Below are 26,869 nucleotides of genomic sequence, written 5' to 3' on the forward strand. Positions count from 1 at the left end.
GTCAACCTGCCATCGGCTTTTTGCGATAAACAAGTTTTTTCAAACCATTAAAATTGAAAAAACAGTGGAGAATACATGAATCTGCTACTTATAGGTGTGTTATTGGCCATCATGGCCATAGCCTATCAAATCGGATTAAGTAAAAGCCGTAACTTAGCAGGTAAGGGAAGCAATTCTGCAAACTTACACTCGCGTCCCGGATATTATGGTGCCCTGGTTGCACTATGGTGTGGTATCCCTGCGTTTTTAATTTTGATTGTTTGGAACATGGTTGAGCCAAGTTTTCTGGAGCAGGTGGTACTTAAGCATTTGCCAGAAAATGTTTCGGCCAGTCTGGATTCGGCAAGTCTGAGTGTTGTCATCGATCGTGTTCAGGCACTAGCTTCAGGTTTTGGGGTGAGTGATACCCCTGCAGCTTATGAGGTCGCAGCGGCAGAACAGCTGGCTAAATTTTCAACCATCGGTACCTTTGCCAAACTGGCAGTAGTGATTTCGGCAGCGCTGGCTGGTCTGGTCTGGGCCAAGAAACATATTAGCCAGGAATTTCGTGCGCGTAACCAGGTCGAGAAAATGATTAATATCGGCCTGGCATTGTGTTCTGGTGTGGCAATTCTGACCACCCTCGGGATTGTGATGTCGATGTTTGGCGAGGCGATGCGCTTCTTCAGCTTTGTCAGCCCACTGGATTTCTTCTTTGGTACCGAATGGAACCCGGGTTTTAGTACCTCAGGCAGTGCTGAGGGCAGTTATGGTTTATTGCCATTGTTATGGGGCACGCTCATGGTCAGCGGGATCGCACTTCTGGTTGCGGTTCCAGTTGGCCTGATGATTGCGATCTATCTGGCAGAGTATGCCTCACCGAGATTCCGCTCTTGGGCAAAACCAACCATTGAAGTGTTAGCGGGTATTCCTACGATTGTCTATGGGGTCTTTGCCTTGATGATTATCGGTCCATTCCTTAAAAGCATGGGTGCTCTGGTTGGACTCGAAATTAATGCCACCAGTGCGCTGACAGCCGGTCTGGTCATGGGCATCATGATCATTCCATTTGTATCTTCTCTGTCAGATGACATTATTACTCAAGTACCACGTGCTTTACGTGATGGTTCTTTGGGTTTGGGTGCCACCAAATCTGAAACGATCCGTCAGGTGGTTTTACCTGCAGCCTTGCCCGGTATTATTGGTGCGTTCCTGTTGGCAGCGTCACGTGCGATTGGTGAGACCATGATTGTGGTCCTGGCAGCCGGTAACAGTCCGCAGCTGCATGCCAATCCGCTTGAAGCCGTATCTACGGTTACGATTACCATCGTCAATCAGCTAACTGGTGATACTGATTTTGCTAGTCCGCAAGCACTGGTGGCCTTTGCACTAGGATTGACGCTATTCGTCATTACCTTAGGTTTGAACATTGTTGCACTGATCATCGTGCGTAAATATCGTGAGCAATACGACTAATGAGTACTTCAAATACAACGCCTGTGGATCAGCGTATTGATCCATCCGTCGCTGCCGAGCTGCGTGAAAAGCGTAAGAAGACCATTCAAAGCTCTTTGGCACGACGTCATCGTAAAGAAAAAACCTTCCGTCTATTTGGTTTCTCTGCGGTACTTGCAGGTTTGTTCTTTGTGGTATTGCTGTTCGGTAGCATTTTGTCCAAAGGTCTTCCTGCATTCTGGCAAAGCAGTATGAATTTGCCGATCTATTTCGATCCTGCCATTGTGAATATTGGCCCGAAACCAAAGCCTCTTGCAGGAGAATCTCCGGTGCAGTTTGAAGATCGCTTTATTGCATGGCAGACCGAAGTGGGCATGGTGGATTGGGATGCCCTGATTATCAACGGCATGATTGCCAAAGACCGCAAGCTGGAAAGTCAACGTGATGAACTGGGTTCTATATATACTAGCTCGGAAGCTTACCGTTTGCGTGACATGGTTATGAAAGATCCAGCTCTGGTCGGTCAAAGCAAAGAAGTGAAAATTCTGGCTGATGCTAATGTTGATGTCTGGTTAGCTGGAAATATTGACCGTGATCTTCCAGATGAACAGCAGCAACTAAGTCCTGAAGTACGTCAGGTGGCGGATGAAATGAAAGCCGCTGGTGTAATCGAGAATAGTTTCAATACCAATATTTTTACTAGCCCGGATTCGCGCAGTTCGCCGGCAACTTCCGGACTGGCAGGTGCCTTCATGGGCTCGCTGTTCATGATGATGATCGTGATCTTTATCTCGATTCCAATCGGGGTAGCCTCTGCGATCTATCTGGAAGAATTTGCACCGAAAAACTGGATTACCGATGTCGTAGAAGTCAATATCAACAATCTGGCAGCCGTTCCCTCAATTGTCTTCGGTCTGTTGGGTGCAGCAATTTTCATTGGCTGGATGCATTTGCCACTCTCAGCACCATTGGTGGGTGGTCTGGTTCTGAGTCTGATGACCTTGCCGACCGTGATTATTACCACACGTGCATCACTTAAAGCTGTTCCACCTTCGATTCGTCAGGCAGCTTTAGGACTCGGCGCTTCCCGTATTCAGACAGTATTCCATCATGTGTTGCCATTGGCTTTGCCGGGTATTTTAACGGGCGCAATCATCGGAGTTGCACAAGCTTTGGGTGAAACAGCACCATTATTATTGATCGGAATGAGTGCTTTTGTTGCCAGCGTTCCAGCTACTCCATTTGATCAGTCAACGGCTTTACCGGTGCAGATTTTCTTATGGCAAGGCAATGAATTGCGTAACTTCTTTGAAGGTCGTACTGCAGCGGCAATTATTGTACTTCTGGCCATGATGATCAGCTTGAACAGTCTGGCTATCTGGCTACGTAAGAAATTTGAAGTCCGTTGGTAATAGGGGGCAGAATCATGAACACAACTATTATTCAAAATTCCTTAGAAAAGGATCGATCCGTGAATTCACAACAGACACAATTTAGCTCGGATGAGGCGACCCAAAAGCCGGCAACTCCGTTTGTTTCCCAGTTCGATACACAAAGCAGCAAAAAAGATGCAAAGGTGACGAATGTGAAACTTAGTACTTCCGATGTGCATGTGTACTATGGTGAAGCGGAAGCGATTAAGGGTATTGACCTGAACATTTATGAAAATGAAGTGATTGCTTTTATTGGGCCCTCAGGCTGTGGTAAATCAACCTTCCTGCGTACCTTAAATCGCATGAATGACACTATCGACAGTTGTCGGGTGAGTGGTAAGGTTATGCTGGACAATCAGGATATTTATGATCCAAACCTGGATGTGGTATTGTTGCGTGCCCAAGTCGGTATGGTGTTCCAGAAGCCGAATCCGTTTCCGAAATCAATTTTTGATAACGTAGCATATGGCCCGAAATTGCACGGTTTAGCACGTGACAAGTATGATCTTGAGGAAATTGTGGAAGGCAGCCTACGTAAAGCCGGCTTGTGGGAAGAAGTGAAAGACCGTTTGAATCAGCCGGGAACAGGTTTGTCAGGTGGTCAGCAGCAGCGTCTATGTATCGCACGTACAATTGCAGTATCACCTGAAGTGATCCTGATGGATGAACCATGTTCAGCTCTTGATCCTATTGCAACCGCTAAAGTGGAAGAGTTGATTTCTGAGCTATCTACGCAATATACCATCGCGATTGTAACTCACTCCATGCAACAGGCTGCACGGGTTTCTGACCGCACTGCGTATTTCCATCTGGGTGATCTGATTGAAGTCAACTCGACCGAAAAAGTCTTTACCCAGCCAGATCATCAGTTGACTGAAGCCTATATTACAGGGCGTTTTGGTTAATTATTACTTTCTGAAAAAAGAGCTATATAGCTCTTTTTTTATCTCTGGACAGAATGAATGTATATAGAATAAAGGAATAGGGTCATTAAATTTTGGAAAAATAAAGAGAATCTAGTTTTTCCAAAATTCCTTTAGCATACTAAATTTTAGAAAATGGCAGAGCTACCAAAAAATAAATATGGAAAAGGTTGTACAGTCTATGGAAATGATAAAAAAGATGTCAGTCTTTCTGATGTTGCTGATTACGTTGAGTGTAATCGTAGGTGGTTTATAGCATCAACTGTAAAAGGACAGCATATTTTATTTGGATCTGCTTGCTGTATGGGATAAGTCTGAATCTCTATATAAATAAGACAAAACAGCACAAAGCTTTATATGCGAATTATGCCCTGTTAGTGGGTATGATTGCCAAGACCGACTATCAGTAGGAAATAGGTTTTTTGTAATACTAATCAATTAAGCAACAATATTGTATTGAAAAAAACATAAATTGACCTAATCTAAAGTAAGAAGCCCGAACTAATTAAATAGAGAACTGATTTTTTATGTTATTTCATACTCCAAAACTGTCCGCTGAAATCCGTATTAGTCATCTCAATGCGCGTATCAATGAACAAAGAAAAAAAATAGCGCAAACTACTGGCTCTAAACTGGAACTTTTACAGTTGTCACAACAACTGTCAAAAGAGGCGCGTGCGCGTAAGAAAACCAATCAGAAAATCTATGTACTCGATTTTAAAGGTGATATGGCTGCTTCCGCAGTAGAAGGTTTGCGTGAAGAAATCACTTTGATTCTCGCCACTGCCAAAGCAGGCCGTGACCGTGTTGTGGTGCGTCTGGAAAGTCCAGGCGGTATGGTGCATGGTTATGGACTTGCTGCAGCGCAACTAGTGCGTTTACGTGAAGCAGGTTTTCATCTGACCATCTGTGTCGATAAAGTAGCCGCTAGTGGTGGCTATATGATGGCATGTATCGCTAATGAAATTATTTCGGCGCCTTTTGCAATTGTGGGTTCAATTGGAGTGGTTGCTCAGGTACCAAATTTTAACCGTCTGTTGAAAGATAACAAAATTGACTTTGAACTCTATACCGCAGGTGAGTACAAACGTACTGTGACTATGTTCGGTGAAAATACCGAAGAGGGTAAAGCCAAGTTTGAGGAAGAATTGCAGCAAACCCATGCTTTATTCAAACATTTTGTTGAGAAGTATCGCCCGCAGCTCAATATTGAAAAAGTAGCAACTGGGGAGCATTGGTATGGTCGGGATGCGCTGGATCTTAATCTTGTTGATACCCTGCAAACCTCGGATGAATACTTGCTTAATGTGTTAACTCAGCATGATATTTATTTACTGCAGACTCGCAAGAAACCAACTTTGGGTGAAAAATTGGGCCTGCAAGCAGCGCAAATTGCTGATTCACTTGTGCCGACTGTCATGAATAAAGTCATGGAAAGCTTAAGCAAAGCCAATGCAAACTTGGTACAAATGCGTGATCCAAAACTGTAATCATTGGTTATAAAAGTTAGTGAATAAAAAAAGCTCATATTCTGTGAGCTTTTTTTATCTATACAATAATGTCCTGCATTGAAGATGTAATCACAGGATATTGATTCAAGATTGGACTATCTGTTCGCCGGGTTATTTGGACAGATGGAAGCGGGATTTAAGAGCTTCCCATTTTGCTTGACGTCTTGCTTTGTGTTCAGCCTTTTTTTGTTCTTTTAGGGTTACATTGGCGATACGCTGCGATTCATGCCAGGCTTCAACGCTCGCTTCAATTTCTGATTGCACATCATCAAAACTCCAGCGATAAATGGTCGCACCGGTTTTGTCAAATAAAGCATCAATAAAATCTTCAGATTCTTCATAAGCATCAATGAGCAAGCCTGTGCTTTCTTCAGGTAAGGCTTGGCTGATTTTTGTCAATACAGCCATATCGTCCTGCTCATGATTAATGTCATAAGACTCACCGAGTAATGCACCCGCAGTAAAGCCTAGAACAATCCCGAGTGGGCCGCCTAATATTCCAATTAAGGCACCAAGCAGGCCTCCGCCTACCAAGCCGCTATCCTGCCTAGGATCTAATTGTTCTTCAATTTTGAAATTTCCATTTTCGTGACGTTTGAGAAGGGTAATTTCGTTAATATTTTGGATAGGTGAATTTTTTAATTTATTAAAACCTTCAAAGGCTTTTGAGGGTTCATCCCATGTGATCAGAATAATATTGTGAGCCATTTCTTATTACCTAGTTTTAATTATTCGATATCGAAGATCATACAATCTCAGGTCTATTAAATGGGTTAATTTTTGTTGATATTAAGGTGTGTTTAGTTATATATGATCATGTATAGTCAAATAAGGAAAATGATGTCCTGGTTTTACTTTTATCTTGCTCAGAATTAAATTGAATTAATAAAGTTAAAATTTTATTTTAACTTTCCATTAATAGAGCATTTTATTATCAGGGAGTCTCCTATAAATATTTTTATGCTAAAAATTAATATCAATTTTAAGTCAAATTTAATTGTGGAAAATAAAATTCTATATAAATGATTTTTTTAATAAAATTAGAAGATAGTGTCAGGAAGACTGTTTATCCGACTGTATTAACATGATGCTACCTGTGATTATGGCACCAATGGTTGCAAGTAACATATCTTTATGTGCATCCCAGATATCGCCTTGCTGTCCATTATAGTTTTCCGCATCCTCTGCAGACAGACGAATAGCAATGAACCATTCAAGCCATTCATAAATCAGGCTGCCGGCCATCACAAATTGAATAACCAAAAGAAAAATCGTGAGTGGTTTCTGCTGTGGAATCCAGACTTGAAACAAACGATAAAAAACAGGATAAAGTAATAATCCGTAGGCCAAGTGAACAAAACGGTCAAACATATTGCGTGACCAATGCATTGTTTCATTCAGATTAAAACCAAAAATTTGCTCAATCCACTGGTTATATGGCACATAAGAATACAGATAATGGGCTGCCACCACATGGATCAGCAGAAAAAGAATATAAAGATTAAAACTGAGAAAATTTATTCCAATCTTATATAAGCAGAGGAGTAGCATCAGCACCATAAAAACTGTGCCCGCTTGATGGAGCAAATATGACTCTATTTCTAAAGGTTGAATGCTGGCCACTATAACTGCGATTGCCAGAATCACTAAACTGACAAAATGCTTGCTACTTAATTGATGATCTATCATCGGCGTCTTATGCAATTATTTTAAACTGATCATAATTATAAATAAAAAAGCGAAGCCGGAGCTTCGCTTTTAGTCTTAATCGTCTGAATTAAATTTTAGCGATCAAGTCCTTAATTTGTTTTGCCTGATCTGCAGCATTACCTGTGTAAGTAGCAGGAGTCATTTCTGCTAAACGCGCCCGCTCAGCAGCAGGAACAGCTTCCAACTCGTTACCATTTACGAAATCAACCATCATGTCGCGAGTCATGGCTTGACCACGAGTAAGCGCTTTTAGTTTTTCGTACGGTTTTTCAACGTTGTAACGACGCATTACAGTTTGAATTGGTTCAGCCAATACTTCTTGAGCATTGTCCAGATCTTCATTAATACGCGCAGCGTTTAACTCAAGTTTACCAATACCTTTTAAGCACGCTTCAAAAGCAATTAAGCTTTGCGCAAAACCAACACCCATGTTGCGAAGCACAGTAGAGTCAGTCAGGTCACGCTGCCAGCGAGAAACTGGAAGTTTTTCACCTAAGTGGGCAAGTACAGCATTGGCAAGCCCTAAGTTACCTTCAGAGTTTTCGAAGTCAATTGGGTTCACTTTATGTGGCATGGTTGAAGAACCAACTTCGCCATCTTTCAGCTTTTGCTTGAAGAAACCAAGCGAAATATAACCCCAAACATCACGGTTAAAATCGATCAGGATTGTGTTGAAACGACGAAGCGCATCAAACAGTTCTGCCATGTAGTCATGTGGCTCGATCTGAGTGGTGTACGGGTTGAAATCTAGACCCAAAGACTCTACAAATGCTTGTGAATGCGCAGGCCAGTTGATGTCTGGGTAAGCAGAGTAGTGCGCATTGTAGTTACCGACTGCACCATTGATTTTGCCCAGTAGCTCAACATTTTTGAACTGTTTGATTTGGCGTGCAAGACGGTAAGCCACGTTCGCCATTTCTTTACCCAAAGTCGTCGGGCTTGCAGTTTGACCGTGAGTACGAGACAACATTGGCTGGTCTGCATGTTTTTCAGAAAGCGCAACGATTGAATCAATGATTTGCTGCATAGATGCAACCAGTACATCACGACCACTTTTCAGCATCAAGGCATGTGACAGGTTGTTAATATCTTCAGACGTACATGCAAAGTGAATGAATTCACCGGCATTTTTAAGTTCTTCAATACCAGCGATTTTTTCTTTCAGGAAATATTCAACCGCTTTAACGTCGTGGTTGGTGGTGCGTTCGATCTCTTTGATGCGATTGGCATCATCTTCAGAAAAATCGCTCACAATCGCATCAAGCGCTGCATTAGTTTCGCCTGAAAACGCCGGAACTTCAGTAATTTCCGGGTGGTTTGCAAGCGCTTGTAACCAACGCACTTCAACAGTCACACGAGCATGGATTAAACCAAACTCAGAAAGAAAGGGACGTAGAGCATCACATTTGCTCGCGTAACGTCCATCTAATGGAGAAAGTGCAGTTAAAGCGTTCATATCGATTCCTTAGATTTTGGAATTAAACGTAAAACGAAACACGTGCAGCATCAGTTAAACCACCTGAAACTGTAAACGCGCTAGATTCTGAATATCTTGTAGCAACTTGCGTTTGCCAAATACCATGCCCCAAGAGCTGCCACCGAGCTGACGCCACAGGTGTGCCATTTGCAAACCGGTAAATAAAGACGCACGAATGCGATTGGTGTGTCCGGCATCTTTAAAGGCTTCGGCATTGCCACGTACCATAATGCGCGGATTAATCTGTCCGGCAGTATCGACATAGGTTTGAGCTAGATTGGCAATGATGCTGGGGTGCAGATAATTATTATCAAAGAAAGAAAGCTGTCTGAGAATTTTCTGTTGGGACTGTTCAATAATTTCAACAAATTTGGGATTGCTATAGACCTTCTTTTCTAACTGAAGAAGTGCCATTGCATAGGTCATTGGAAGTTTTGTACTGGAAAGTTTTGGAATTCTGGATTTGGGGGAAGTGTTGAAGGGCTGAATCAGGCTGCTTTCTAATGTTTTTAAACCTAAGGAAACATCGGCCAACTGGTTAAAAAAGTCTAATGTCTGGGCGTTCTGATTGCTGCCGGGGCGGATATTAAGACTGGCTTTAATTAACTGTTCAAAATAGAAGTTACCACTTTCACCAATGCTTTGCTGACCTGTCACCGCTGTCATATGGGTTAGCTGGGTGGCCTGAAACACACCCGCTAATGCCAAAGCACGATTTTGACGAGTATTCAACGTTATGGCTGGTTGAAATGGTAACTCCGTCATGCCGAATTCATCCTTTTATAAAATCAGGTTTAGGCGCATTGGTATGATGAATCACACCACCCCCTAAACAAACTTCACCTGAATAGAACACCACGCTTTGACCTGGGGTCACCGCACGTTGAGGTTCATCAAACTCAACACGAACACCATTCGGCGCTTCTGAATCTTGATACACAGTACATGCCTGATCAGTCTGACGGTAACGGGTTTTGGCTGTGCAACGGAAACCTGTTTCAGGAATATCCTGCTCACCTGCCACCCAGTCAATTGCCTCACTCCAAAGTGTAGTACTTTGCATGAGAGGATGTTCATGGCCTTGGCCGACCACCAGACGATTGCCTTCGATATCTTTATGCAATACGAACCAGGCGCCTTCAGCAGCTCCTTTCATACCGCCAATACCAATGCCACCGCGTTGACCGAGCGTATAGTACATTAAGCCGTGATGATCACCAACCTCTTTACCGTCTTCCAGTACGATTTTTCCGGGTTGAGCGGGTAAATATTGCTTCAAGAAGTCATTAAAACGACGTTCACCAATAAAACAGATCCCAGTCGAGTCTTTTTTCTTGGCCGTAACCAGATCTAATTCTTCTGCAATTTTACGGACTTGTGGCTTTTCAATTTCGCCAACAGGGAACAGAGTCTTATTAATTTCACGACCATGGACAGCATGCAGGAAGTAAGTCTGGTCTTTGTTATTGTCCACACCACGCAGTAGCGGTGCATATTCTTCACCACGTGAGTTGGTCATGGTTTCACCACGACGACAATAGTGACCTGTCGCAATAAAGTCTGCACCAAGGTTCACTGAATGATCGAGAAAGGCACGAAATTTAATTTCTTTATTACATAAAATGTCTGGGTTAGGCGTACGTCCGGCTGCATATTCTGCCAGGAAATGCTCGAAGACGCGATCCCAGTATTCCATCGCGAAATTGGCAGTATGCAGTTTAATCCCGATCTTGTCGCAAACGGCTTGTGCATCGGCAAGATCTTCCATTGCCGTACAGTATTCTGTGCCGTCATCTTCTTCCCAGTTTTTCATGAAAAGACCTTCAACCTGATAACCCTGTTGAAGTAGGAGTGCTGCAGACACAGATGAATCTACACCACCAGACATACCGACGATGACACGTTGTTGCATAGGATTAGGCATCCAAATTTGAAATTAAGGGAGAATTTTGGTGCTCGTAAATGAGCGATAAAGGATATTTTTGACCTGAAAGTGCATCTTGCACGGCTTTAATTACCAGTGGGCTACGTGCGCGAGCAGACTCAATCAGTTCATCAAGCGTCATCCACACTGGACCGACAATGCCTGTATCTAAAGTGGCATTCGGATCATAGGCGATGGAATTGGCCAAGAAACAGAAACGGTAATAGGTGCGGTCAGGGAACATCGGTGGAGTATAGGTATATATACCCAACAAGTGTTTTACTTCCACGGTATGACCTGTTTCTTCCATAGTTTCACGAATGGCAGCTTCAATAATGCTTTCACCACATTCGACATGACCTGCTGGCTGATTAAAAACTGTGTGCATCACACCTTCAGCATGTTCTTCTACAAACAGGAACTTTCCGTCTTTTTCAACAACAGTTGCGACAGTGACGTGAGCAGTCCAAGCGGTCATAAGGCAGCACCATGGAAAAGGATGCACTATTGTATAAAATTTTGGGGTGTGTGGCTATGTGAAGGGCAGGATTTCTTTGATTCTGTAAATAATCGAGATTTTAAAAAGGAATCGAGCGGTATAAATAAAGGAAAAACATTAAAATTCTCGCTATTAAATAAGGTTATAGGCTGACACCTGGCTGAAATATGCGAAAATGTGTTTGTAAAAAAGCCCCTTTGAAAAAGGAGCTTTAATATATTTTCAATCGCATCTATGCATTGAGCTCTGACTAGACGGCTCAATACTTTATATTATTTTAGATTACAGTTACTTTGAAATTTCCCTTGGTCCACAGAATTAATAAAGTTGCCAATCAGGGTGGGACTCTGTCTTAGGGAATCACGATGATCTCCACCTTTAACTTCATGGAATTCGATAGGTTTTTTCATTTTACAAATTTGCTGAAAGTAAGCATAAGTTCCACGAGGATCGACCAGTTGATCTTTATCACCTTGTACCAGCATCACAGGTACGGTAGGGATCATATTTTCAATTGACTGTTTTTTTAGATAGGTAATCAAAGGTGTCAGATTGGCATCGGGCTTGAAAACTGTTTTGGGCGCTTGCTTTAAGTCATCTTGCAATTCTGACAAACAACGACTACGTGCAAAAGTAAGAATTTTATTCATCTCGGGGCTAACGAGATTCGTAGGGTTAAGCGTTGGATCTGCTGCTTCAGCACCTAAAAGAACAATAGGAAAAAACGAAGCAACACTCGATGAAATCTGTGGATGAGTTTTTACATATTCAGCAATTCCCTGATATTGATACCCTCCTGGCGCAAGAGCAATTGCTCCCCGAAGCTTGAATTCTGGTGCATATTTTTGCCCATGTGCGGCTACCATAATAGTGGCAGCACCACCTTGGCTATGTCCCATGACATACCAGTCTTTACTAAACTGATAGGGCTTTAAAAAATGGGCCGCTCTTACAGCATCCACTACAGTATGCAACTGGCTCTGGGCATTCATATAGGGATGTAAGGTGGGCGTACCTAAACCTTGATAGTCGGGTGCGACTACTGCATAACCACGCGCAAGCCAGGCATTTAGGGCCGTTGCTGCAATTTGCTGGTAGACATGTACTGGCCCGCCCACATAATCCTCAGAGGGTGCACAGGTATCGGCCACCCCAGTTGTACCATGAGCCCAGGCTAGTACAGGCCAGCCTCCTTTGGGTGCCTTGCCTTTAGGCAATAAAATGAATCCAGAAGTGACGATAGGCTCGGCATTTACTCCACGACTGCGATAATTAATTAAAAACCGTTGTGAAGCATTAGTAAAGAGATCGGGAGTTTGCTCTTTCATAGACAGCAGTGTACCTGGTGTTTTTGCTGCAATATCAGAAAACAGGGTTTTATCCTGATTGGCTGGAGCGGGAGAAGCGAACACATATGCGGAACCCAAGCATATGCAGCTGACTATGGTTTTTGAAATCAGATTTTTTATTTTCAACATGGAAGTATTCTCCACTCTTACTTATATAATTTAAAATATTCTAAATCTTTAGGATGATCTAGGTGAAAATATAGACAATTTCACAATAAGTTTAAACAGTTAAATATTTATTTTTGTAAGATTTAGGCCCCTGAAATGAAGTGTCTTATATTTAATAATTTATGTAAATGAATGGATTAGATTTAATGAATTAATTATCTTTAAAGTAATAAAATGAGGGGCTGTAAATAAAATTTTTATTAATTTAAATTTATATTTTATAAAACTATAAAAGATCTAGGAGGGATTGTATTTAATAAAGGGTTAAGAATATGCTTCATGGTTTAAATCACTGGATTTAATTAACCTAAAATGATTGGTGAAAAAAATATAATGATCAATCGTAAAGAGCTAAAAAACAGTAATTAGTTTTAATTACTGTTTTTTATATAAAAAGACAGATGAAGGGCTTATTTTATTTTAGCCCATTCTTTAGCCAAACGTTGTCTAAAGCTTTGTTTTTTATCTTTCTTACACTCTTGAACCATAATAGGTGTAACCTTTTCAATACCTTGTGTATCAATAATCTGATTTTCTACACCTTTATTATTCATATTTAAAGCTATAGTTACGCCAACAGCAGTTGGTTGGTACTTAGCATCCAATACAAGAAAGTCCTCACATGTCCATTGGTTTACCGGTTTTTTTGCGGAAGCAGAATTTACAAAAAATGGAGATAATGCTACGCAAGATAAAATGATAATAGATAATTTTTTCATTTTAATTAATCTCTTATGACGGTTATGAAATTATCTGAGATTATAATATTTAATTATAATCTTATTTGGTGAAATTAACTGATACTTGATAGGATGTATATTAATAATGTGTATCTAATTTTATATAAAATTAATTTAATCATAGTAAGTATTTAATAGATATAATATTAATATTAATTTATTAAATTGTTTGAAAATTAATATTACAATTTTGAGAAATGGTATATTTCAAGTAAATTTTAAGAATTTGATTTTGGATGATGCCGAGATTAATTCTAATATACTTGAAATAACGGTTTCACGCATTACTTCCCCTGATTTCTTATACTTAAATATTCTTGTGAATTGAGATAGTTAAAGCCGGCATTTTCCCACTGTGTTTTGCTTGGCCATTGAGCATAACCCATATAATCACCGGTCTTTTTGTTTTTGTGGAGGCGATAGCCTAAAGAACCTAGAACCAGATGAATCCCTTCTGTACGTGTTTTCCATGCTTGCACGAAAGCTTCATCTGTCGCTGGTTTAATTTTGAAACAATAGACCGCAATAAATATTTTAATTCTCCAGTCATGCTTGTTTTTAAACAAGCATTAAACTAATAGGATTAAAATAATATATTGAGATATAAATATTTTTATTTATCCAAGATAGTTTCGGGAAACTTTTACATAATTTTGTGCTGAATAGGGCAAGAATGCTATTTCTTTTTCAGTTAAAGGTCTTAATTTTTTTGCAGGACTCCCCACATAGAGCCAGCCGCTTTCCAAAACTTTATTCGGTGGTACTAAAGTTCCTGCACCAATCATGACATCATCCGGAATTACCACATTATCCAGAATAATACTATTAATCCCGATCAGAACACGGTTGCCAATGGTACAGCCATGCAGCGTTACGTGATGACCAATTGTCACATTTTCCCCAATAACCAGGGGTGAACCTTCCGGTTGGTCGGCTTTCTTATGGCTAACATGCAGCATGGCATGATCCTGTATATTAGAATTTCTGCCAATATGGATATGGTTAACATCTCCACGAATCACGGCAAAAGGCCAGACTGAGACGTTTTCAGCCAAAATTACATCACCCACGACTACGGCCATGGGATCAATATAACAGGAATCTGCCACTTGCGGAGTGGTATTCAGATAAGAACGAATATTTTGGCTCATGTCAGTACTACCCTGAAAATTTATGATCATTATAAAATAAAAAAGCATACATTCCAGGAATGTATGCTTTGGCTTTAGTCTGAAACAGTATTTATAAATTAATACTTAGAACAGGTTGCTAAAGAATTGCTTGATATGATCCAGCATACGTGCAAAGAAGCCTGCTTCTTCAACTGCCTGTAGTGCAACCAGTGGTTTTTCAGCAATTACTTTGCCATCTAGAGTGGCTACATATTTACCTACTATCTGACCTGGCTGTAAAGGTGCAGTCAGTTTAGGCTGTACCACCAGTTGGGTTTTTATTGCGTTGGCCTGACCTTTTGGCATGGTCACATTAAAGTTCTCAGCCAGGCCAATCTGGACTTCATCTTCTTTGCCGAACCAGACTTTGGCTTTGGCGAGTACCTGTTTGGCAGGCTGAACATTTTTGGTTTCGAAGTTGGCATAACCCCAGGCAAGCAGCTCACGTGTCTGAGTCGCACGTTCCTGCATAGTTGGTGCACCAAAAATTACTGAAATTAATCGGGTAGGGCCACGTTTTGAAGAAGTTGTCAAACAATAACCAGCTTCATTGGTATGACCGGTTTTTAAACCATCTACACTTGGGTCAGTATATAGCAGTGCATTACGATTACCTTGCTTAATCCCATTAAAAGTAAATTCTTTTTCCGCATAAATCGGATAATACTTTGAACTGTCTTTGATGATGTGCTGTGCCAATGTAGCCATATCTTTGGCAGTCGAATAATGTCCTTCAGCAGGCATACCGGTTGAATTGATAAAGCTGGTATTGGTCATGCCAATACGTTTGGCTTCCTGATTCATCATATGTGCAAAGGTACCCTCGTTCCCTGCAATATGTTCGGCCATTGCTTTAGAGGCATCATTACCAGACTGGATAATAATTCCGCGCAGCATTTCCAACGCAGTTGCCGTACCGTTTAAAGGTACATACATACATGATTCCGCACTGCTACCGCGGCACCATGCAGATTCATTCATACGGACCTGTTCGTCTTCAGTCAGCTCACCGCTTAATAGTTTCTGCTCGATGATGTAACTGGTCATCATCTTGGTCATGGAAGCAGGGGCTAATTTTTCATTTTCATTTTTAGATGCGAGAATTTGCCCTGTTTCGAAGTCCATCAGCACATAAGATTTATTATTCAATTCTGGTGGTGCAGATAAGACAGTTGCTGCAAAGCTGAAACTAGGAATTAATAATAATGCAGCAAGGGCAGTTTTTTGGGTCATTTCTAGTGGGTTCCAATATCTTGATGTAAGCACGAAGAGCCTAGCATTTTAGGACAAAGCTAGGCTGACTTCTATGGGAAACCCAGTCTAATTTCAAAAGTATTGTAAGTAATCGGCACAAATATCGCTTAATTTTAATATGTGGTTAATTCGTCACAAATCACCTGATTTTTTTGCTTCCCAGCTTTTTTGGCATCTGCTTGTGCTTCAGCCAGAATATTGCGGAAATCTTTCTGTTTTGCCATCTGATTTAAGCGTTCCACCGGATTGCTTTGACCCGGCATATATTCTGTCACCAGCTTATTATAGCCTTGATTGAATTGTGACTTGTCTTTAACCACGCTTGGGCAGATTTCTGAAAGAACATAAATTGCAGCCAGTTCCTCTTTGGTCACTTTCTGGGTTGGAGTAACATTAATATTTTCATCGGCTGCGAAGGCGGAAGTTCCGAAAAAAGTTGCTGCGGAAACTGTACAGAAGGCCAAAGCCTGAAATAATGGACTTTTCATTAAAAAACTCAAAAAAAAGATTTAGAACAATAATTTGCCTAGCTTAAACTTATTTTTGCAATTGAAAAGTGGGGAAATGTAGCGAAGCTGTAGAAATGTGAAGAAATCTGTAAGCGAAATAAGATGATGTGCACATCATCTTATTTCTCAAAAGTAAATTACTTAGCCTTGGTAGTCTAGGACCTCTTCACATACTGTTTTTTGCTCGTCCTTTGCAGTTTGTTTGGCACCCTGACGCGCTTCTTCAAGCAAGGATTTATATTCGCTGTCAGCCTGCAACTTGGTATAGCTCATGCCTTTATCTGAATATTCTGCAAGATAAGACTGGATCAATTGTTGAATTGTACTGTCCAATTTTGCATTTTGACCAATCACGGCCGGGCAAACTTCGGTCATGACCTGTGCTGCGGCAATATCTTCTTTGACGATGGTATCGTTTTCTTCAACAGTCAGATCGGTCGCTAGGACGGAAGGGGAAATGAATACTGTCAGGCTTAAAGTTAAAGCACCAAATAAAGGGAATTTTTTAATCATCTTGAGCCACATATTATAAAGATGGATGTCGAGCCATAAATATATATAATTCCTGTACTAATACAATGAAATGTCCTAACTAGTCATTTTTTAAAGTAACGAGATTTTTTCAGTGAATATTTTAGTTTCAAATGATGACGGTGTATTGGCACCCGGTATTCAGGCTTTGGCAAAAGCTTTAAAACCTCTGGGGCGGGTAGTGATTGTGGCACCCGAAAGTGAACGCAGCGGATTTTCCAGTGCTTTAACTCTGGATCGCCCTCTACGCCCCATCCAGATTTCCCCAGATGTCTGGGCTGTCAATGGCACACCGGCAGATTGTGTCTACTTGGCAATGAACGGCCTGTTTGATTTTGAGTTTGACCTGGTGGTCAGTGGAATTAATAGCGGTGCGAATCTGGGCGATGATGTATTGTACTCTGGTACGGTCGGTGCAGCTTTTGAAGGCCGTTTAAGTAAAAACCCTGCGATTGCCGTATCATTGAGTGGGCCGAATGTACGCAGCTATCAATATACGCAGGATTATCAGCTGGCCGCCGAATGGGTACATGATTTTATTGCTCGCGGTTTGCCTGTTCTGCCTGAGCGTCATATTTTTAATATTAATATTCCAGATGTGGCTGAATTACAGGGCGAAAAGGTCACTTATCAAAGTCGTCGCCGTCAGTCTAAACCGGTGATGAATCATGTGGATCCGCGCGGTCGCCAAGTGTACTGGATTGGACTCTCCGGAGAAGCAGTCGCAGAACCTAAACCAGGATATAGCGAGATTGATTCAGACTTCTCTGCAGTAGCCAATGGCTATGTCAGTATTACCCCCATCCAGATGGATGCCACCAATTATGAGAGTTTGCGGAATTTGCAAACACAATTAGCAGAAAATGCATCCTTAGTGTTATAACTTTGTGAAAAACTCGCGATTACAAGTATATTGCCGTAAAACTTTGCTAATCTTAACGAAATTTTGCAACCGTATAGCATTAGAGAGGAAGATAATGTTCTTGGTGTTACCGAAATGTGTCGTAGCTTCACCTGCCGCCCTGATTAAAACCCTGGTTTTATCGACTGTTGTTATTTCTACAGGAATATTTACCGGTTGTGCCACCAAACCTCAGGTGAATAATGCGACACGCTATGCAACGGCTCCTGATTTCTATACGGTGCGTTCAGGAGATACATTGAGTGGTATTGCAGCACGTTATGGGTTGAACTATATCAGTGTTGCCGAGATGAATGACATCAGTGCACCTTACCGGATTTATGTGGGACAGTCGATTCGTCTGAAAAATAATACTGCACGCCGTAGTACTAGTACACAGGCAGTGACACAGGCAGCGCCAATCCAGCGCCAAACAATTGCAGTGCCTGCACCAGCACCAGTCGCGCCCGCAACGACAGTACAGACGACACCACGTGTCAGTACAGCTGCGCCGGTAACACCTGTATCTACCGCAGCAGGCCTGCGTTGGGTAAAACCGTCTAATGGGGCGATTCTACAACCGTATAATCTGGCGTCTAATATCAAGGGCATTCGCTATGCTGGCAATGTCGGTGATCCGGTATTTGCAGCAGCAGACGGGCAGGTGGTTTATGCTGCAGACGGCCTGAAAGAGTATGGTAATCTGGTTTTGATCAAGCATGTCAATGGCTATATCACAGCTTATGCACATAATAGTAAAATGAATGTGAAAAGCGGTCAAAATGTAACTGCAGGTCAAAAAATTGCAGAAATGGGATCGACAGGGACCACCCGGAACATGCTTGAGTTTCAGGTGCGCTTAGACGGCAAACCTATTAATCCAGCTACAGTGCTGCCAAACAATTAAAAAAATAATGCAAACTGAAAATTTCACCGTATAATACAATAAGTTGCTTTTATCAAATGATGGAGCGCCTCATAAGTTTAGAGGGAAATTTATGTTAGATCAGCTTCGAGCAATGGGTGTCTTTGCTTGTGTTGTGGAGAAAAACTCGTTTAGCGGTGCTGCCCGTGAATTAGGAATTACGACCAGCGCCGTTAGTCAACAGATTCGCTCATTAGAACAAGATATGGAAGTCATACTTTTAAATCGTTCGACGAGAAAATTAAGTCTGACCGAAGCGGGACAAGCTTTTTTTCATAGCTGTCAAGAAATGTTATCTGCTGCTGAACGTGGTAAAGTCCGGATCAATGAGTTACGTGATGATCTTGTGGGTGAACTGCGCATTGTATCTTTACCAGAACTGTGTGCAAATCATGTGATTCCTGCACTTTCTCACTGGATATCCGCACATCGTGGCCTGGCAGTACATCTGGAAACAAACAATCATGAGGTTGATTTGTTAGAAGGACGTATTGATATCGCCCTGAGATTCGAACAAAAAATCGATGAGCATAACCTTGAGGTTGTGCCATTGATGCAGATTGAGCAGATTCTGGTGGCTGCACCAAGTTATATTAATCAGAGTACGATTATTTCACGACCTGAGGATCTGCAAAATCATGACGTGATGCCTTTAACGCATATCAAAAACCACCAGTATTTCCATTTTCAGCATGTCAATACCGCGGAAAAAGCAGAGTTTGAATTGAAATCCCGTTTCAGTACCAATAATGGTCTGGTCGCAAAAGCAATGTGCTTGCAGGGGAATGGTATTGCTAAAATTCTATATCTTGATGCTAAGAAAGACTTGCTGAATGGTACCTTGGTTGAAGTTTTGCCTGAATGGAGACTTCCTCAGATTACCCTTTATGCAGTCATGCCGAAACGTGAACAACAACCTACAAAAATTCTTCGTTGCCTTGAAACCTTGAAACAATATTTTGGCCAGATTTCTGGTGGACGTATGTTACAAAATGCCTCATAGAATGCAGAATAATAAAAAAGCCGCTTTAAAGCGGCTTTTTTAATTTCAGGCTGGTGTATTAAGCCAAATAAGCTTTAATCATTGTGACCAGACGTTCAATCAGCTGATCCGCCTGTTCTTGGGTAATGTTCAGGGTAGGCAACAGGCGAACGACATTGCCTGCGGTGACATTGATAATCATCTTGTATTCATCGCGTGCAATATTAACTAGGTCTCCACAGTCTTTAGGCAATTCAATCCCGATCATCAGACCAAAACCGCGTACAGTTACTTGGTGATCTGCAAGCTGGCTACGCAATTGCTCAACAATATAGGCACCTTTTTCAGCAGCATTGGCCACGATATTTTCTTTTTGCATGATGTCGATAATGGTATAGACCACACGCGAACCCAGTGCTGTACCGCTATAAGTTGAACCGTGATTTCCTGCAGTTAGTACACCAACACCACGACCTTGGGTCATGACTGCACCAATCGGGAAACCGTTACCTAAGCCTTTAGCAGTGGTAAGTACATCCGGAACAATATTGGTATGCTGATAAGCAAAGTATTTACCGGTACGACCATTACCGGTTTGAACTTCGTCCAGCATCATTAGCCAGTTGTGCTGGTTACAGATGTGACGAATCTCTTCCAGATAGCTGAAACCTTGAGGTGCGGTATTAACACCGCCTTCGCCCTGAATCGGTTCAATCAAAATGGCTACGATATCCGGATGGTTGATTGCAGCTTCTTCAATCGCTTCGATATCACCAAAAGGTACACGAATAAAACCTTCAACTAGCGGACCAAAGCCATCCTGAACTTTTTTATTACCTGTGGCAGACAGGGTGGCTAGAGTACGGCCATGGAAAGAACGATCCGCTACAATAATTTTTGGAGAAGCGATACCTTGCATATGACCAAATTTACGCGCAATCTTGATTGCACCTTCATTGGATTCTGCACCGCTGTTCGAGAAAAATATTTCTTCCATCCCCGCTACTTCAGCCAGTTTTTGTGCAGCGGCGGTTTGCCAAGGCACTTCAAACAGGTTACTGGTATGAATTAGGGTCGCTGCCTGGTCGGCAATCGCTTCGGCAAGCACAGGATGCGCATGACCTAAACCACATACTGCAATTCCGGTTAAGGCATCAAAATACTCTGTACCATCTTCAGTATAAAGATATGCACCCCGTCCTCGGACAAAGCTGATCGGTTGACGGCCAAAAACGGGCATCAAGTGAGACGGTTGATCAGGTTGTACCGGTGCGAGGGTAATATTATTCATGACTAACTCTTAACTGTTAGGTGGAAAGAAAAACTTATATAAGCAAAAACTCGCTCAGATTTAAAGGGCAATTGTAAATAAAATTGGAAATATTGCTTTAGACATACTGTTTTGCTTGGATTTGGGTATAATGCGAGACAGATGAGTTGAGGATTTATCAATGACTGAACAAGCACGCGATACCGAAGCGTTAATTCGTGACCAAATTGCAAAACATGCAGTACTTCTTTACATGAAAGGCACACCGCAATTTCCACAATGTGGTTTTTCTGCTCGTGCAGTAGAAGCACTCAGTCAGATTGGTCGTCCGTTTGCTTATGTAAACATTCTGGAAAACCCGGACATTCGTGCGATGTTACCGCAAATCGCCAACTGGCCGACGTTTCCACAGCTTTGGATCAATGGTGAATTGATCGGTGGTAGTGATATCATGCTCGACATGTTCCAGAAAGGTGAGTTAAAGCCTTTGGTTGAACAGTACAGCCCGGCACCTGAAGCTTAATTTAGATTTAAATTAAGTCCAAGAAATAAAAAAAGCGCTTCATATCAGAAGCGCTTTTTTTATGAGTGAGAAATGCAAGCAGAACAAAATCAGTCTTCTGGCTGTTCCTTAGTCTTTTCAAGTTCTTTTGATTCAGCGGCCAAGGTAGCAGCGAGGACCTCTGAATCGGCCTGGACCTCTTGTACAGGTGCTTTATCTTTTTGCTTTTTCTTCTTCTTTTTTTTCTTTTTCTTTGGTACTTCAACCAGTTCAGCACCATCTTCAATCGCTTGCCAATAATCCAGCTGTGCCATCACTGCGGCATAGATTGAATTTTTGCTATAACGTCCTTTTTTATCCAGCGTACCCACTGGTCGAGCCATCAGGATTTCTAATGCCTGATCAATGGTATCAATTGCATGAATATGGAACTGACCTTCTTCCACGGCAAGGGTGACATCTTTACGCAGCATCAGATGCTGCATATTTTGTCGCGGAATAATTACACCTTGTTTACCGGTCAGGCCTTGTAGCTTGCAGGCATCGAAGAAACCTTCAATTTTGGCATTCACGCCACCTACTGGCTGTACTTGACCTAGTTGGTTCATAGACCCGGTAATGGCCCAGGACTGATCAATTGGTAACTGGCTGATGGCCGAAAGTAGAGCTGAAAGTTCTGCCACTGTGGCACTGTCACCATCAACCTGACCATAACTTTGCTCGAAGGCCAATGCGGCAGAGAAGTGCAAGGTCTGTTCACGACCGAAATGTGCTTTCAGGAAAGACGCCATCAGTAACACACCTTTGGCATGCAGAGATCCACCGAGTTCTACACTGCGTTCGATATCCAGAATATCACCGCCACCCTGATAAACCGAAGCCGTCAGACGTGAAGGCAGACCAAATTCAACATCAGCATAATGAATCACCGACAGGGCATTAATCTGTCCCAGACGATGGCCACGGGTTTCAATCAGTTGGGTACCACGGGTCAGATCCTGCCAGTATAGTTCACGTAAATAGCCGAGACGATATTTGCGGTGATCCAGTGCGGTATTGATGTGTTTTTCTGAAACCATCTTGTCACCTGCCTTGAAAGCATGATGATGTGCTTCACGGATCAGATCACCCAGTGTCAGGGCATGTAATGACAATGAACTTTGATCTTCAGCTTGACGGCTGGAATCGGTAAGCAATGCGGCCAGAGCAGACCGGTCAAAAGGCAGTAATTTATCGGATTGCACATAGTCGGCAATCAGTTGCATATAGGCCTGCTCGTTGTCGTCATTACGTTGTAATGTATCGGTAAAGTCAGCGCGGATTTTAAAGATGCTGCCCAGTTCAGGTTCAAGCTCTAAAATTTCATAATAAATTTCAGGCTCTGCCAGCAAGATCACCTTGATATTTAAAGGAATCGATGCAGGTTCGATCGAAATACTGCCGGTCAGCGTGATCATATGCTCAAGTGAAGACAGTTTTAAATGCCCGGATTTAAGCGCGCGTTTCAAACCTTGCCATGCATAAGGTTGTTCCAGTAGTTGTTCTGCTTCCAGCATCAGGAAGCCGCCATTGGCCTTATGCAAACTGCCTGGACGAATCAGGGTAAAGTCAGTCGTGATCGTGCCATTTTGGGTCAGCTGTTCTACATGACCCAGCAAGTTGTAATGGGTTGGAAAATCTTCAAAGATCACCGGCGCACCACTGTTCGGCTTGTGTGTGATAATCACATTGGCCTGATAACGTGCCGGAACGCGACTGAACAGTGCCGGAGTGAAATCGTCTTCTTCCTGTTCCAGCACAATTTCGACATTGTTAATAATATCTTCAGCATAATATTTCAGGTAATTTTCCAGACCTTCCACATGTTTGAATTTTGCCAGAATCTGTTCTACTCGCGGCAGAACCACCTGCTTGGCAATATCACGATTTAGCACCTGTACGCGATCGCGTGCATCATCTTCCAGATCACCCAGATGTAGCCCTAGACGTTCCAGCTTTTTATCCATATAGCGCATGTTGGAAGCGAGTTCGGCACGATCTTTGTTGCTTAATGCGTTTAGATCTTCCTGAGACATTTCCTGCAATTTGTCATCGATCAAATGCACAGGTACAAAACAGTGCTCATCGTGTCGCGAGATCAGCTTCAGATCCAGTTCTGCACCTTCTTTGGTGAGTTCAATCAGTGCCTGTTGTTGTTCATCCCCGGTTTCCTGGCGAATCATTTCAATGCGGTTGTGATAGCTTTCAGCAGTAAAACGGCGCTCAAGCTGTTTCAGGATGGTTTGCCAGCTTTGATTTAACATCGCCTGAAATTTTGGTGCCTGCCCAGGAGGCAGTTCCAGTGCAAGCGGCTGACGCTGGTTCTGAAAGTTATTGACGTAGACCCAGTCGTTAGGAGTATCCATGGTTTTGGCATGCTGCTGTAGCAAACGCTTCACCATAGTGCGTTTACCGAGACCTGCTGTACCGACGGCAAAAATGTTATAACCGGAATAAGGCAGGGCAATCCCGGCCTCGACTGAAGCACGTGCACGATCTTGGCCCAGAAAATTATTCAGGGGCTTGATCCTTTTGGTAGACGCAGGAATTTTTTCTAGATTAGGAATATGCGTCAGTTGTATTGATTTTAAGCGGGTATGCTCAAGGGTGTTTTGAATTTCACTTTGTTCAAATGCCGAGATGAGTAAATCTGAGCGGATATTTTCTGGTGTTGTCGTATTATTGCTGGCGATAGAAGAATTAATTTGATCGAGTCTCTGGGTCACTGTTGAAAATCCAAAACGAAATATTACGTTGATGAGAGTTAAGGTATACAGATTTACTTGAAAAATTCAAGCCAACATGTCGCTTTTCCCAGAAAATAAAAACCGGAAATGTGATAAATATATAAATCTTGTTGAAAGATACGCTATTACAGGATTGAATAGCAGCAATTGGTTTTTCTGCGGAAAATAATAAAGCAATGACAACACAAACGACGGGTTGGAAATCCGCATTTACAGCATTTTTAGATCGACGTGCCTTGATTATGCTGTTCTTGGGATTTTCGGCTGGTGTGCCGATTCTTCTGATTTTTTCCAGTCTGTCTTTATGGTTAGGTGAGGCCGGAATCAGCAAAAGTGCTGTAACTTTCTTTAGCTGGGCGGCATTGGGCTACTCTTTTAAATTTGTCTGGGCTCCGCTCATTGATGAACTGCCAGTGCCCTTTTTGACCAAGGCCTTGGGACGCCGTCGTGCCTGGTTGCTGATCGCCCAGATTCTGATTGTCTGTGCCATTCTGATTATGGCATTTTCTGATCCTGCGCTAGGAACGACCCATTTACAGCAAATGGCGCTAGGGGCAGTGCTGCTCGGCTTTTCCGCAGCAACGCAGGATATTGTGATTGATGCTTACCGGATCGAGCTGGCAGAAACCCAGATGCAGACTGTGCTGGCCGCCACCTATAATGCCGGTTACCGGATCGGGATGATTGTTGCAGGTGCCGGAGCATTATTTTTGGCTGCCTATCTGGGTACAGCGAAAGGCAACTATATTTATGATGCCTGGAAATGGACCTATATGGCGATGGCTGCGGTCATGATGGTGGGTATTGTCACCACACTGTCCATCCGGGAACCGCAGGTTAACCGGGTTCGCAAGCACTATGTACGCAGTGACTATTTTCGTCTGGTCGCGGTGTTTTTTGTTGCGGTCATCAGTTTTGTACTGAGCTATGTCTATTCGGGCAATCTGGTGGCCAGCGTCACGGAACAGTTTGCCATTCAAGATACCTTTGCCTTGTTTTGTTTTGAAGCTTTGCGTTTTATTGGCTCGGGTGCAGTAGCCTTTGCTGTTGGCGCCAGCCTGGTAAAAATGGGTGCAGTCAACAAGCAGATGGCCTATGAAACCTGGGTTGATCCGGTTGCCGATTTCTTTAAACGGTATGGTTTGAAGCTGGCTTTGGTGCTGTTATTGCTGATTGGTTTTTATCGGGTTTCCGATATTATTGCCGGGGTGATTTCCAATGTCTTTTATCAGGACCTGAATTTCAGTAAAGAGCAAATCGCTGAGGCGGTCAAAGTTTATGGCGTTATTTTCTCTTTGATCGGTGGATTTCTGGGTGGGTTGTTGGCCCAGAAAATGAATATCATGAAACTGATGTTTGTCGGTGCTCTACTGGCCTGTTTGACCAATCTCATTTTTATTGGGCTGGTCAAGTCAGGTGAACAACTGGCCGCTGTTGAAGTTAGGGTGGCTAATCAGGTTTATCAGGCAGATACAGATGAAGTTGGTTACTGGAAGCTGGAGCTACCGAGTGCCGTGCTGGCGCAAAGCAAGCAGTTACAAGTATCGGCTGCTTATCTGGATGGAGATGTTACTGATCAGGCCCCGGTACAAGTCAGTATGCCGTATTTAACTGAAAAACCGGGCAGCACCCAGTTACAGATCCTGCCGATTACGAGTGATAATACGCTTACAGCTGCTGAACAGGACAAGACCATTGTGGTGCGTGGCCAGTATGTCGGTAAAGCACTGCCAGAAAATCAAAAGATCGTGTTGCAGATTAACGACCAGAATATTGATGCGAAACTGGAAAGTGAGGGCATATTTACTGCCGCGATTCCAGCACAGCAACTGATCCAGTCACCCGCACATATTATCAGTGCAGTCTTGATGCAAGATGGTCAGGCACTGCAACAAACAACCCATGTTTATCAGGTCAATGAACAGTTGACCCATACCCCGAATCTGGATATTGATATCCAACCTTTAGCAGTGGTAGAGAGCAACAGTTCAGATACAGTCGAGGTCAGTGGTAAGGTAATTAAACCGTATAGCGACAAGTGGCTTTATTTTGCCATTATTGTCGATAACCTGGCTGCAGGGCTTGCAGGTGCTGCGTTTATTGCATTCTTGTCGAGCTTGACCAGTGTGTCATTTACCGCTGTTCAATATGCGATTTTTAGCTCTCTCATGACCCTGACGCCTAAGATTTTAGGTGGATATTCGGGTACTATAGTCACCCATATCGGTTATCCGAATTTCTTCCTGATGACTACTCTAATCGGGATCCCCATTCTGATTCTGGTAGTCTGGGTTGCAAAATTGCTCGGTGAACACCAACAACAATCTGTACAAAAGGATGATTAATATGCGCATGCTGCATACCATGTTACGTGTAGGCAATTTAGAACAGTCTCTCAAGTTCTATACTGAAGTACTTGGCATGACTCTGCTTCGTAAGCGTGATTACGAAGAAGGTCGTTTTACCCTGGCTTTTGTCGGTTATGGCGATGAAGAAAATCATACTGTGCTGGAGCTGACGCATAACTGGGATACAGACCACTATGAGCTGGGCAATGGCTATGGTCATATTGCGATTGCAGTTGATGATGCTTACAAGGCATGTGAAGAAATTAAAGCGCGTGGCGGTAACGTCGTACGTGAAGCCGGCCCGATGAAAGGTGGCGTGACTGTGATTGCATTTGTAGAAGATCCAGACGGTTATAAAATCGAGCTGATCCAGCAGGATCAGGATGCACGTAACAACTAAGCGTGGTGTGGTGAAATATATGAAACATATTCATGTATAGATGAAAATATTACATCAAGCTGAATGCGTAGTATCAGCCCGGCATCTGTTAAGATAGCCGGGCATTTTTATATCAAACAAT

25 protein-coding genes are annotated in these 26,869 nt (G+C 42.6%); 10 read left to right on the plus strand and 15 right to left on the minus strand.

Going from position 1 to position 26,869, the window contains the following annotated elements:
• Positions 1-75 precede the first annotated feature (75 nt).
• The 4 genes from pstC (at position 76) to sohB (ending at position 5,280) form a co-directional block, all read left to right on the plus strand.
• Positions 76-1,455, plus strand: coding sequence for a phosphate ABC transporter permease subunit PstC (pstC, locus tag H9629_RS02575; protein ID WP_064101392.1), 1,380 nt, complete (start codon positions 76-78; stop codon positions 1,453-1,455).
• Positions 1,455-2,846 (plus strand): phosphate ABC transporter permease PstA, encoded by a 1,392-nt coding sequence (gene pstA, locus H9629_RS02580; protein WP_064095488.1) that lies wholly within the window; start codon positions 1,455-1,457, stop codon positions 2,844-2,846. The genes pstC and pstA overlap by 1 nt, the downstream gene beginning before the upstream one ends.
• 14 nt (positions 2,847-2,860) lie before the next feature.
• A complete protein-coding gene (pstB, locus tag H9629_RS02585; protein ID WP_225215695.1) occupies positions 2,861-3,772 on the plus strand; it encodes a phosphate ABC transporter ATP-binding protein PstB in 912 nt (303 codons plus the stop codon).
• 545 nt (positions 3,773-4,317) lie between these two features.
• Entirely contained in the window at positions 4,318-5,280 is a 963-nt protein-coding gene (gene sohB, locus H9629_RS02590; RefSeq protein WP_064095486.1) for a protease SohB, read from the plus strand.
• A gap of 132 nt (positions 5,281-5,412) precedes the next feature.
• Here the strand turns inward: sohB and H9629_RS02595 are convergent, their stop codons facing one another.
• From H9629_RS02595 to H9629_RS02655, 13 genes are all read right to left on the minus strand, one after another.
• Positions 5,413-6,009 carry a DUF1269 domain-containing protein gene (locus tag H9629_RS02595; RefSeq protein ID WP_191730479.1) on the minus strand — a complete coding sequence of 199 codons (597 nt, stop codon included), beginning with the start codon at positions 6,007-6,009 and terminating at the stop codon, positions 5,413-5,415.
• A gap of 345 nt (positions 6,010-6,354) precedes the next feature.
• A complete protein-coding gene (locus H9629_RS02600) occupies positions 6,355-6,990 on the minus strand; it encodes a DUF2238 domain-containing protein (protein ID WP_191730480.1) in 636 nt (211 codons plus the stop codon).
• Positions 6,991-7,078: 88 nt separating this feature from the next.
• Positions 7,079-8,467 carry an adenylosuccinate lyase gene (purB, locus tag H9629_RS02605; RefSeq protein WP_191730481.1) on the minus strand — a complete coding sequence of 463 codons (1,389 nt, stop codon included), beginning with the start codon at positions 8,465-8,467 and terminating at the stop codon, positions 7,079-7,081.
• 54 nt (positions 8,468-8,521) lie between these two features.
• Entirely contained in the window at positions 8,522-9,253 is a 732-nt protein-coding gene (gene hflD / locus H9629_RS02610; RefSeq protein ID WP_064095482.1) for a high frequency lysogenization protein HflD, read from the minus strand.
• Between the two features lie 7 nt (positions 9,254-9,260).
• A complete protein-coding gene (gene mnmA / locus H9629_RS02615; RefSeq protein WP_191730482.1) occupies positions 9,261-10,400 on the minus strand; it encodes a tRNA 2-thiouridine(34) synthase MnmA in 1,140 nt (379 codons plus the stop codon).
• A gap of 4 nt (positions 10,401-10,404) precedes the next feature.
• Positions 10,405-10,890: an NUDIX hydrolase gene (locus H9629_RS02620; RefSeq protein WP_064095480.1), complete on the minus strand. Its 486-nt coding sequence runs from the start codon at positions 10,888-10,890 to the stop codon at positions 10,405-10,407.
• A 293-nt stretch (positions 10,891-11,183) separates the two neighbouring features.
• Positions 11,184-12,389, minus strand: coding sequence for an alpha/beta hydrolase family protein (locus H9629_RS02625; protein WP_191730483.1), 1,206 nt, complete (start codon positions 12,387-12,389; stop codon positions 11,184-11,186).
• 449 nt (positions 12,390-12,838) lie between these two features.
• A complete protein-coding gene (gene hdeA / locus H9629_RS02630) occupies positions 12,839-13,147 on the minus strand; it encodes an acid-activated periplasmic chaperone HdeA (RefSeq protein WP_064095478.1) in 309 nt (102 codons plus the stop codon).
• Between the two features lie 305 nt (positions 13,148-13,452).
• The gene (locus tag H9629_RS02635) at positions 13,453-13,734 is read right to left on the minus strand and encodes an antibiotic biosynthesis monooxygenase (protein ID WP_081406337.1); all 282 of its coding nucleotides are present in this window, start codon (positions 13,732-13,734) and stop codon (positions 13,453-13,455) included.
• 51 nt (positions 13,735-13,785) lie between these two features.
• Positions 13,786-14,319, minus strand: a complete 534-nt coding sequence (locus tag H9629_RS02640; RefSeq protein WP_064095477.1) for a gamma carbonic anhydrase family protein — start codon at positions 14,317-14,319, stop codon at positions 13,786-13,788.
• A 105-nt stretch (positions 14,320-14,424) separates the two neighbouring features.
• On the minus strand, positions 14,425-15,573 hold the full coding sequence (dacC, locus tag H9629_RS02645; protein WP_191730484.1) for a D-alanyl-D-alanine carboxypeptidase PBP5/6: 1,149 nt from the start codon (positions 15,571-15,573) through the stop codon (positions 14,425-14,427).
• A 134-nt stretch (positions 15,574-15,707) separates the two neighbouring features.
• Positions 15,708-16,082, minus strand: a complete 375-nt coding sequence (locus H9629_RS02650) for an MCR_0457 family protein (RefSeq protein ID WP_064095475.1) — start codon at positions 16,080-16,082, stop codon at positions 15,708-15,710.
• Positions 16,083-16,244: 162 nt separating this feature from the next.
• A complete protein-coding gene (locus H9629_RS02655; protein ID WP_064095474.1) occupies positions 16,245-16,616 on the minus strand; it encodes an MCR_0457 family protein in 372 nt (123 codons plus the stop codon).
• A gap of 112 nt (positions 16,617-16,728) precedes the next feature.
• On the opposite strand from H9629_RS02655, the gene surE reads away from it, so the two are divergent.
• The 3 genes from surE to H9629_RS02670 all read left to right on the plus strand — a co-directional run bounded on the left by surE (position 16,729) and on the right by H9629_RS02670 (position 19,463).
• Entirely contained in the window at positions 16,729-17,517 is a 789-nt protein-coding gene (gene surE, locus H9629_RS02660) for a 5'/3'-nucleotidase SurE (protein WP_064095473.1), read from the plus strand.
• A gap of 94 nt (positions 17,518-17,611) precedes the next feature.
• Positions 17,612-18,442, plus strand: a complete 831-nt coding sequence (locus H9629_RS02665; protein WP_064101386.1) for a peptidoglycan DD-metalloendopeptidase family protein — start codon at positions 17,612-17,614, stop codon at positions 18,440-18,442.
• Positions 18,443-18,533: 91 nt separating this feature from the next.
• Complete coding sequence (locus tag H9629_RS02670; RefSeq protein ID WP_064095471.1) at positions 18,534-19,463, plus strand: LysR family transcriptional regulator; 930 nt, start codon at positions 18,534-18,536, stop codon at positions 19,461-19,463.
• Positions 19,464-19,521: 58 nt separating this feature from the next.
• Here H9629_RS02670 and H9629_RS02675 read toward each other — a convergent pair whose 3' ends face one another.
• Entirely contained in the window at positions 19,522-20,733 is a 1,212-nt protein-coding gene (locus H9629_RS02675) for an aspartate aminotransferase family protein (protein WP_064095470.1), read from the minus strand.
• A gap of 160 nt (positions 20,734-20,893) precedes the next feature.
• Here H9629_RS02675 and grxD point away from each other — a divergent pair, with 160 nt between their 5' ends.
• Positions 20,894-21,235 carry a Grx4 family monothiol glutaredoxin gene (gene grxD, locus H9629_RS02680; RefSeq protein ID WP_064095469.1) on the plus strand — a complete coding sequence of 114 codons (342 nt, stop codon included), beginning with the start codon at positions 20,894-20,896 and terminating at the stop codon, positions 21,233-21,235.
• A gap of 89 nt (positions 21,236-21,324) precedes the next feature.
• On the opposite strand, the gene H9629_RS02685 is transcribed toward grxD, so the two are convergent.
• Positions 21,325-23,979 (minus strand): Lon protease family protein, encoded by a 2,655-nt coding sequence (locus H9629_RS02685; RefSeq protein WP_064095468.1) that lies wholly within the window; start codon positions 23,977-23,979, stop codon positions 21,325-21,327.
• A gap of 197 nt (positions 23,980-24,176) precedes the next feature.
• On the opposite strand from H9629_RS02685, the gene H9629_RS02690 reads away from it, so the two are divergent.
• Together H9629_RS02690 and gloA are read left to right on the plus strand one after the other, a co-directional pair.
• A complete protein-coding gene (locus tag H9629_RS02690; protein WP_191730485.1) occupies positions 24,177-26,345 on the plus strand; it encodes an AmpG family muropeptide MFS transporter in 2,169 nt (722 codons plus the stop codon).
• 1 nt (position 26,346) lies between these two features.
• Complete coding sequence (gloA, locus tag H9629_RS02695) at positions 26,347-26,748, plus strand: lactoylglutathione lyase (RefSeq protein WP_064095466.1); 402 nt, start codon at positions 26,347-26,349, stop codon at positions 26,746-26,748.
• Positions 26,749-26,869: the final 121 nt, after the last annotated feature.

This window comes from Acinetobacter pecorum (genome assembly GCF_014837015.1).
Taxonomy (GTDB): Bacteria; Pseudomonadota; Gammaproteobacteria; order Pseudomonadales; family Moraxellaceae; genus Acinetobacter; species Acinetobacter pecorum.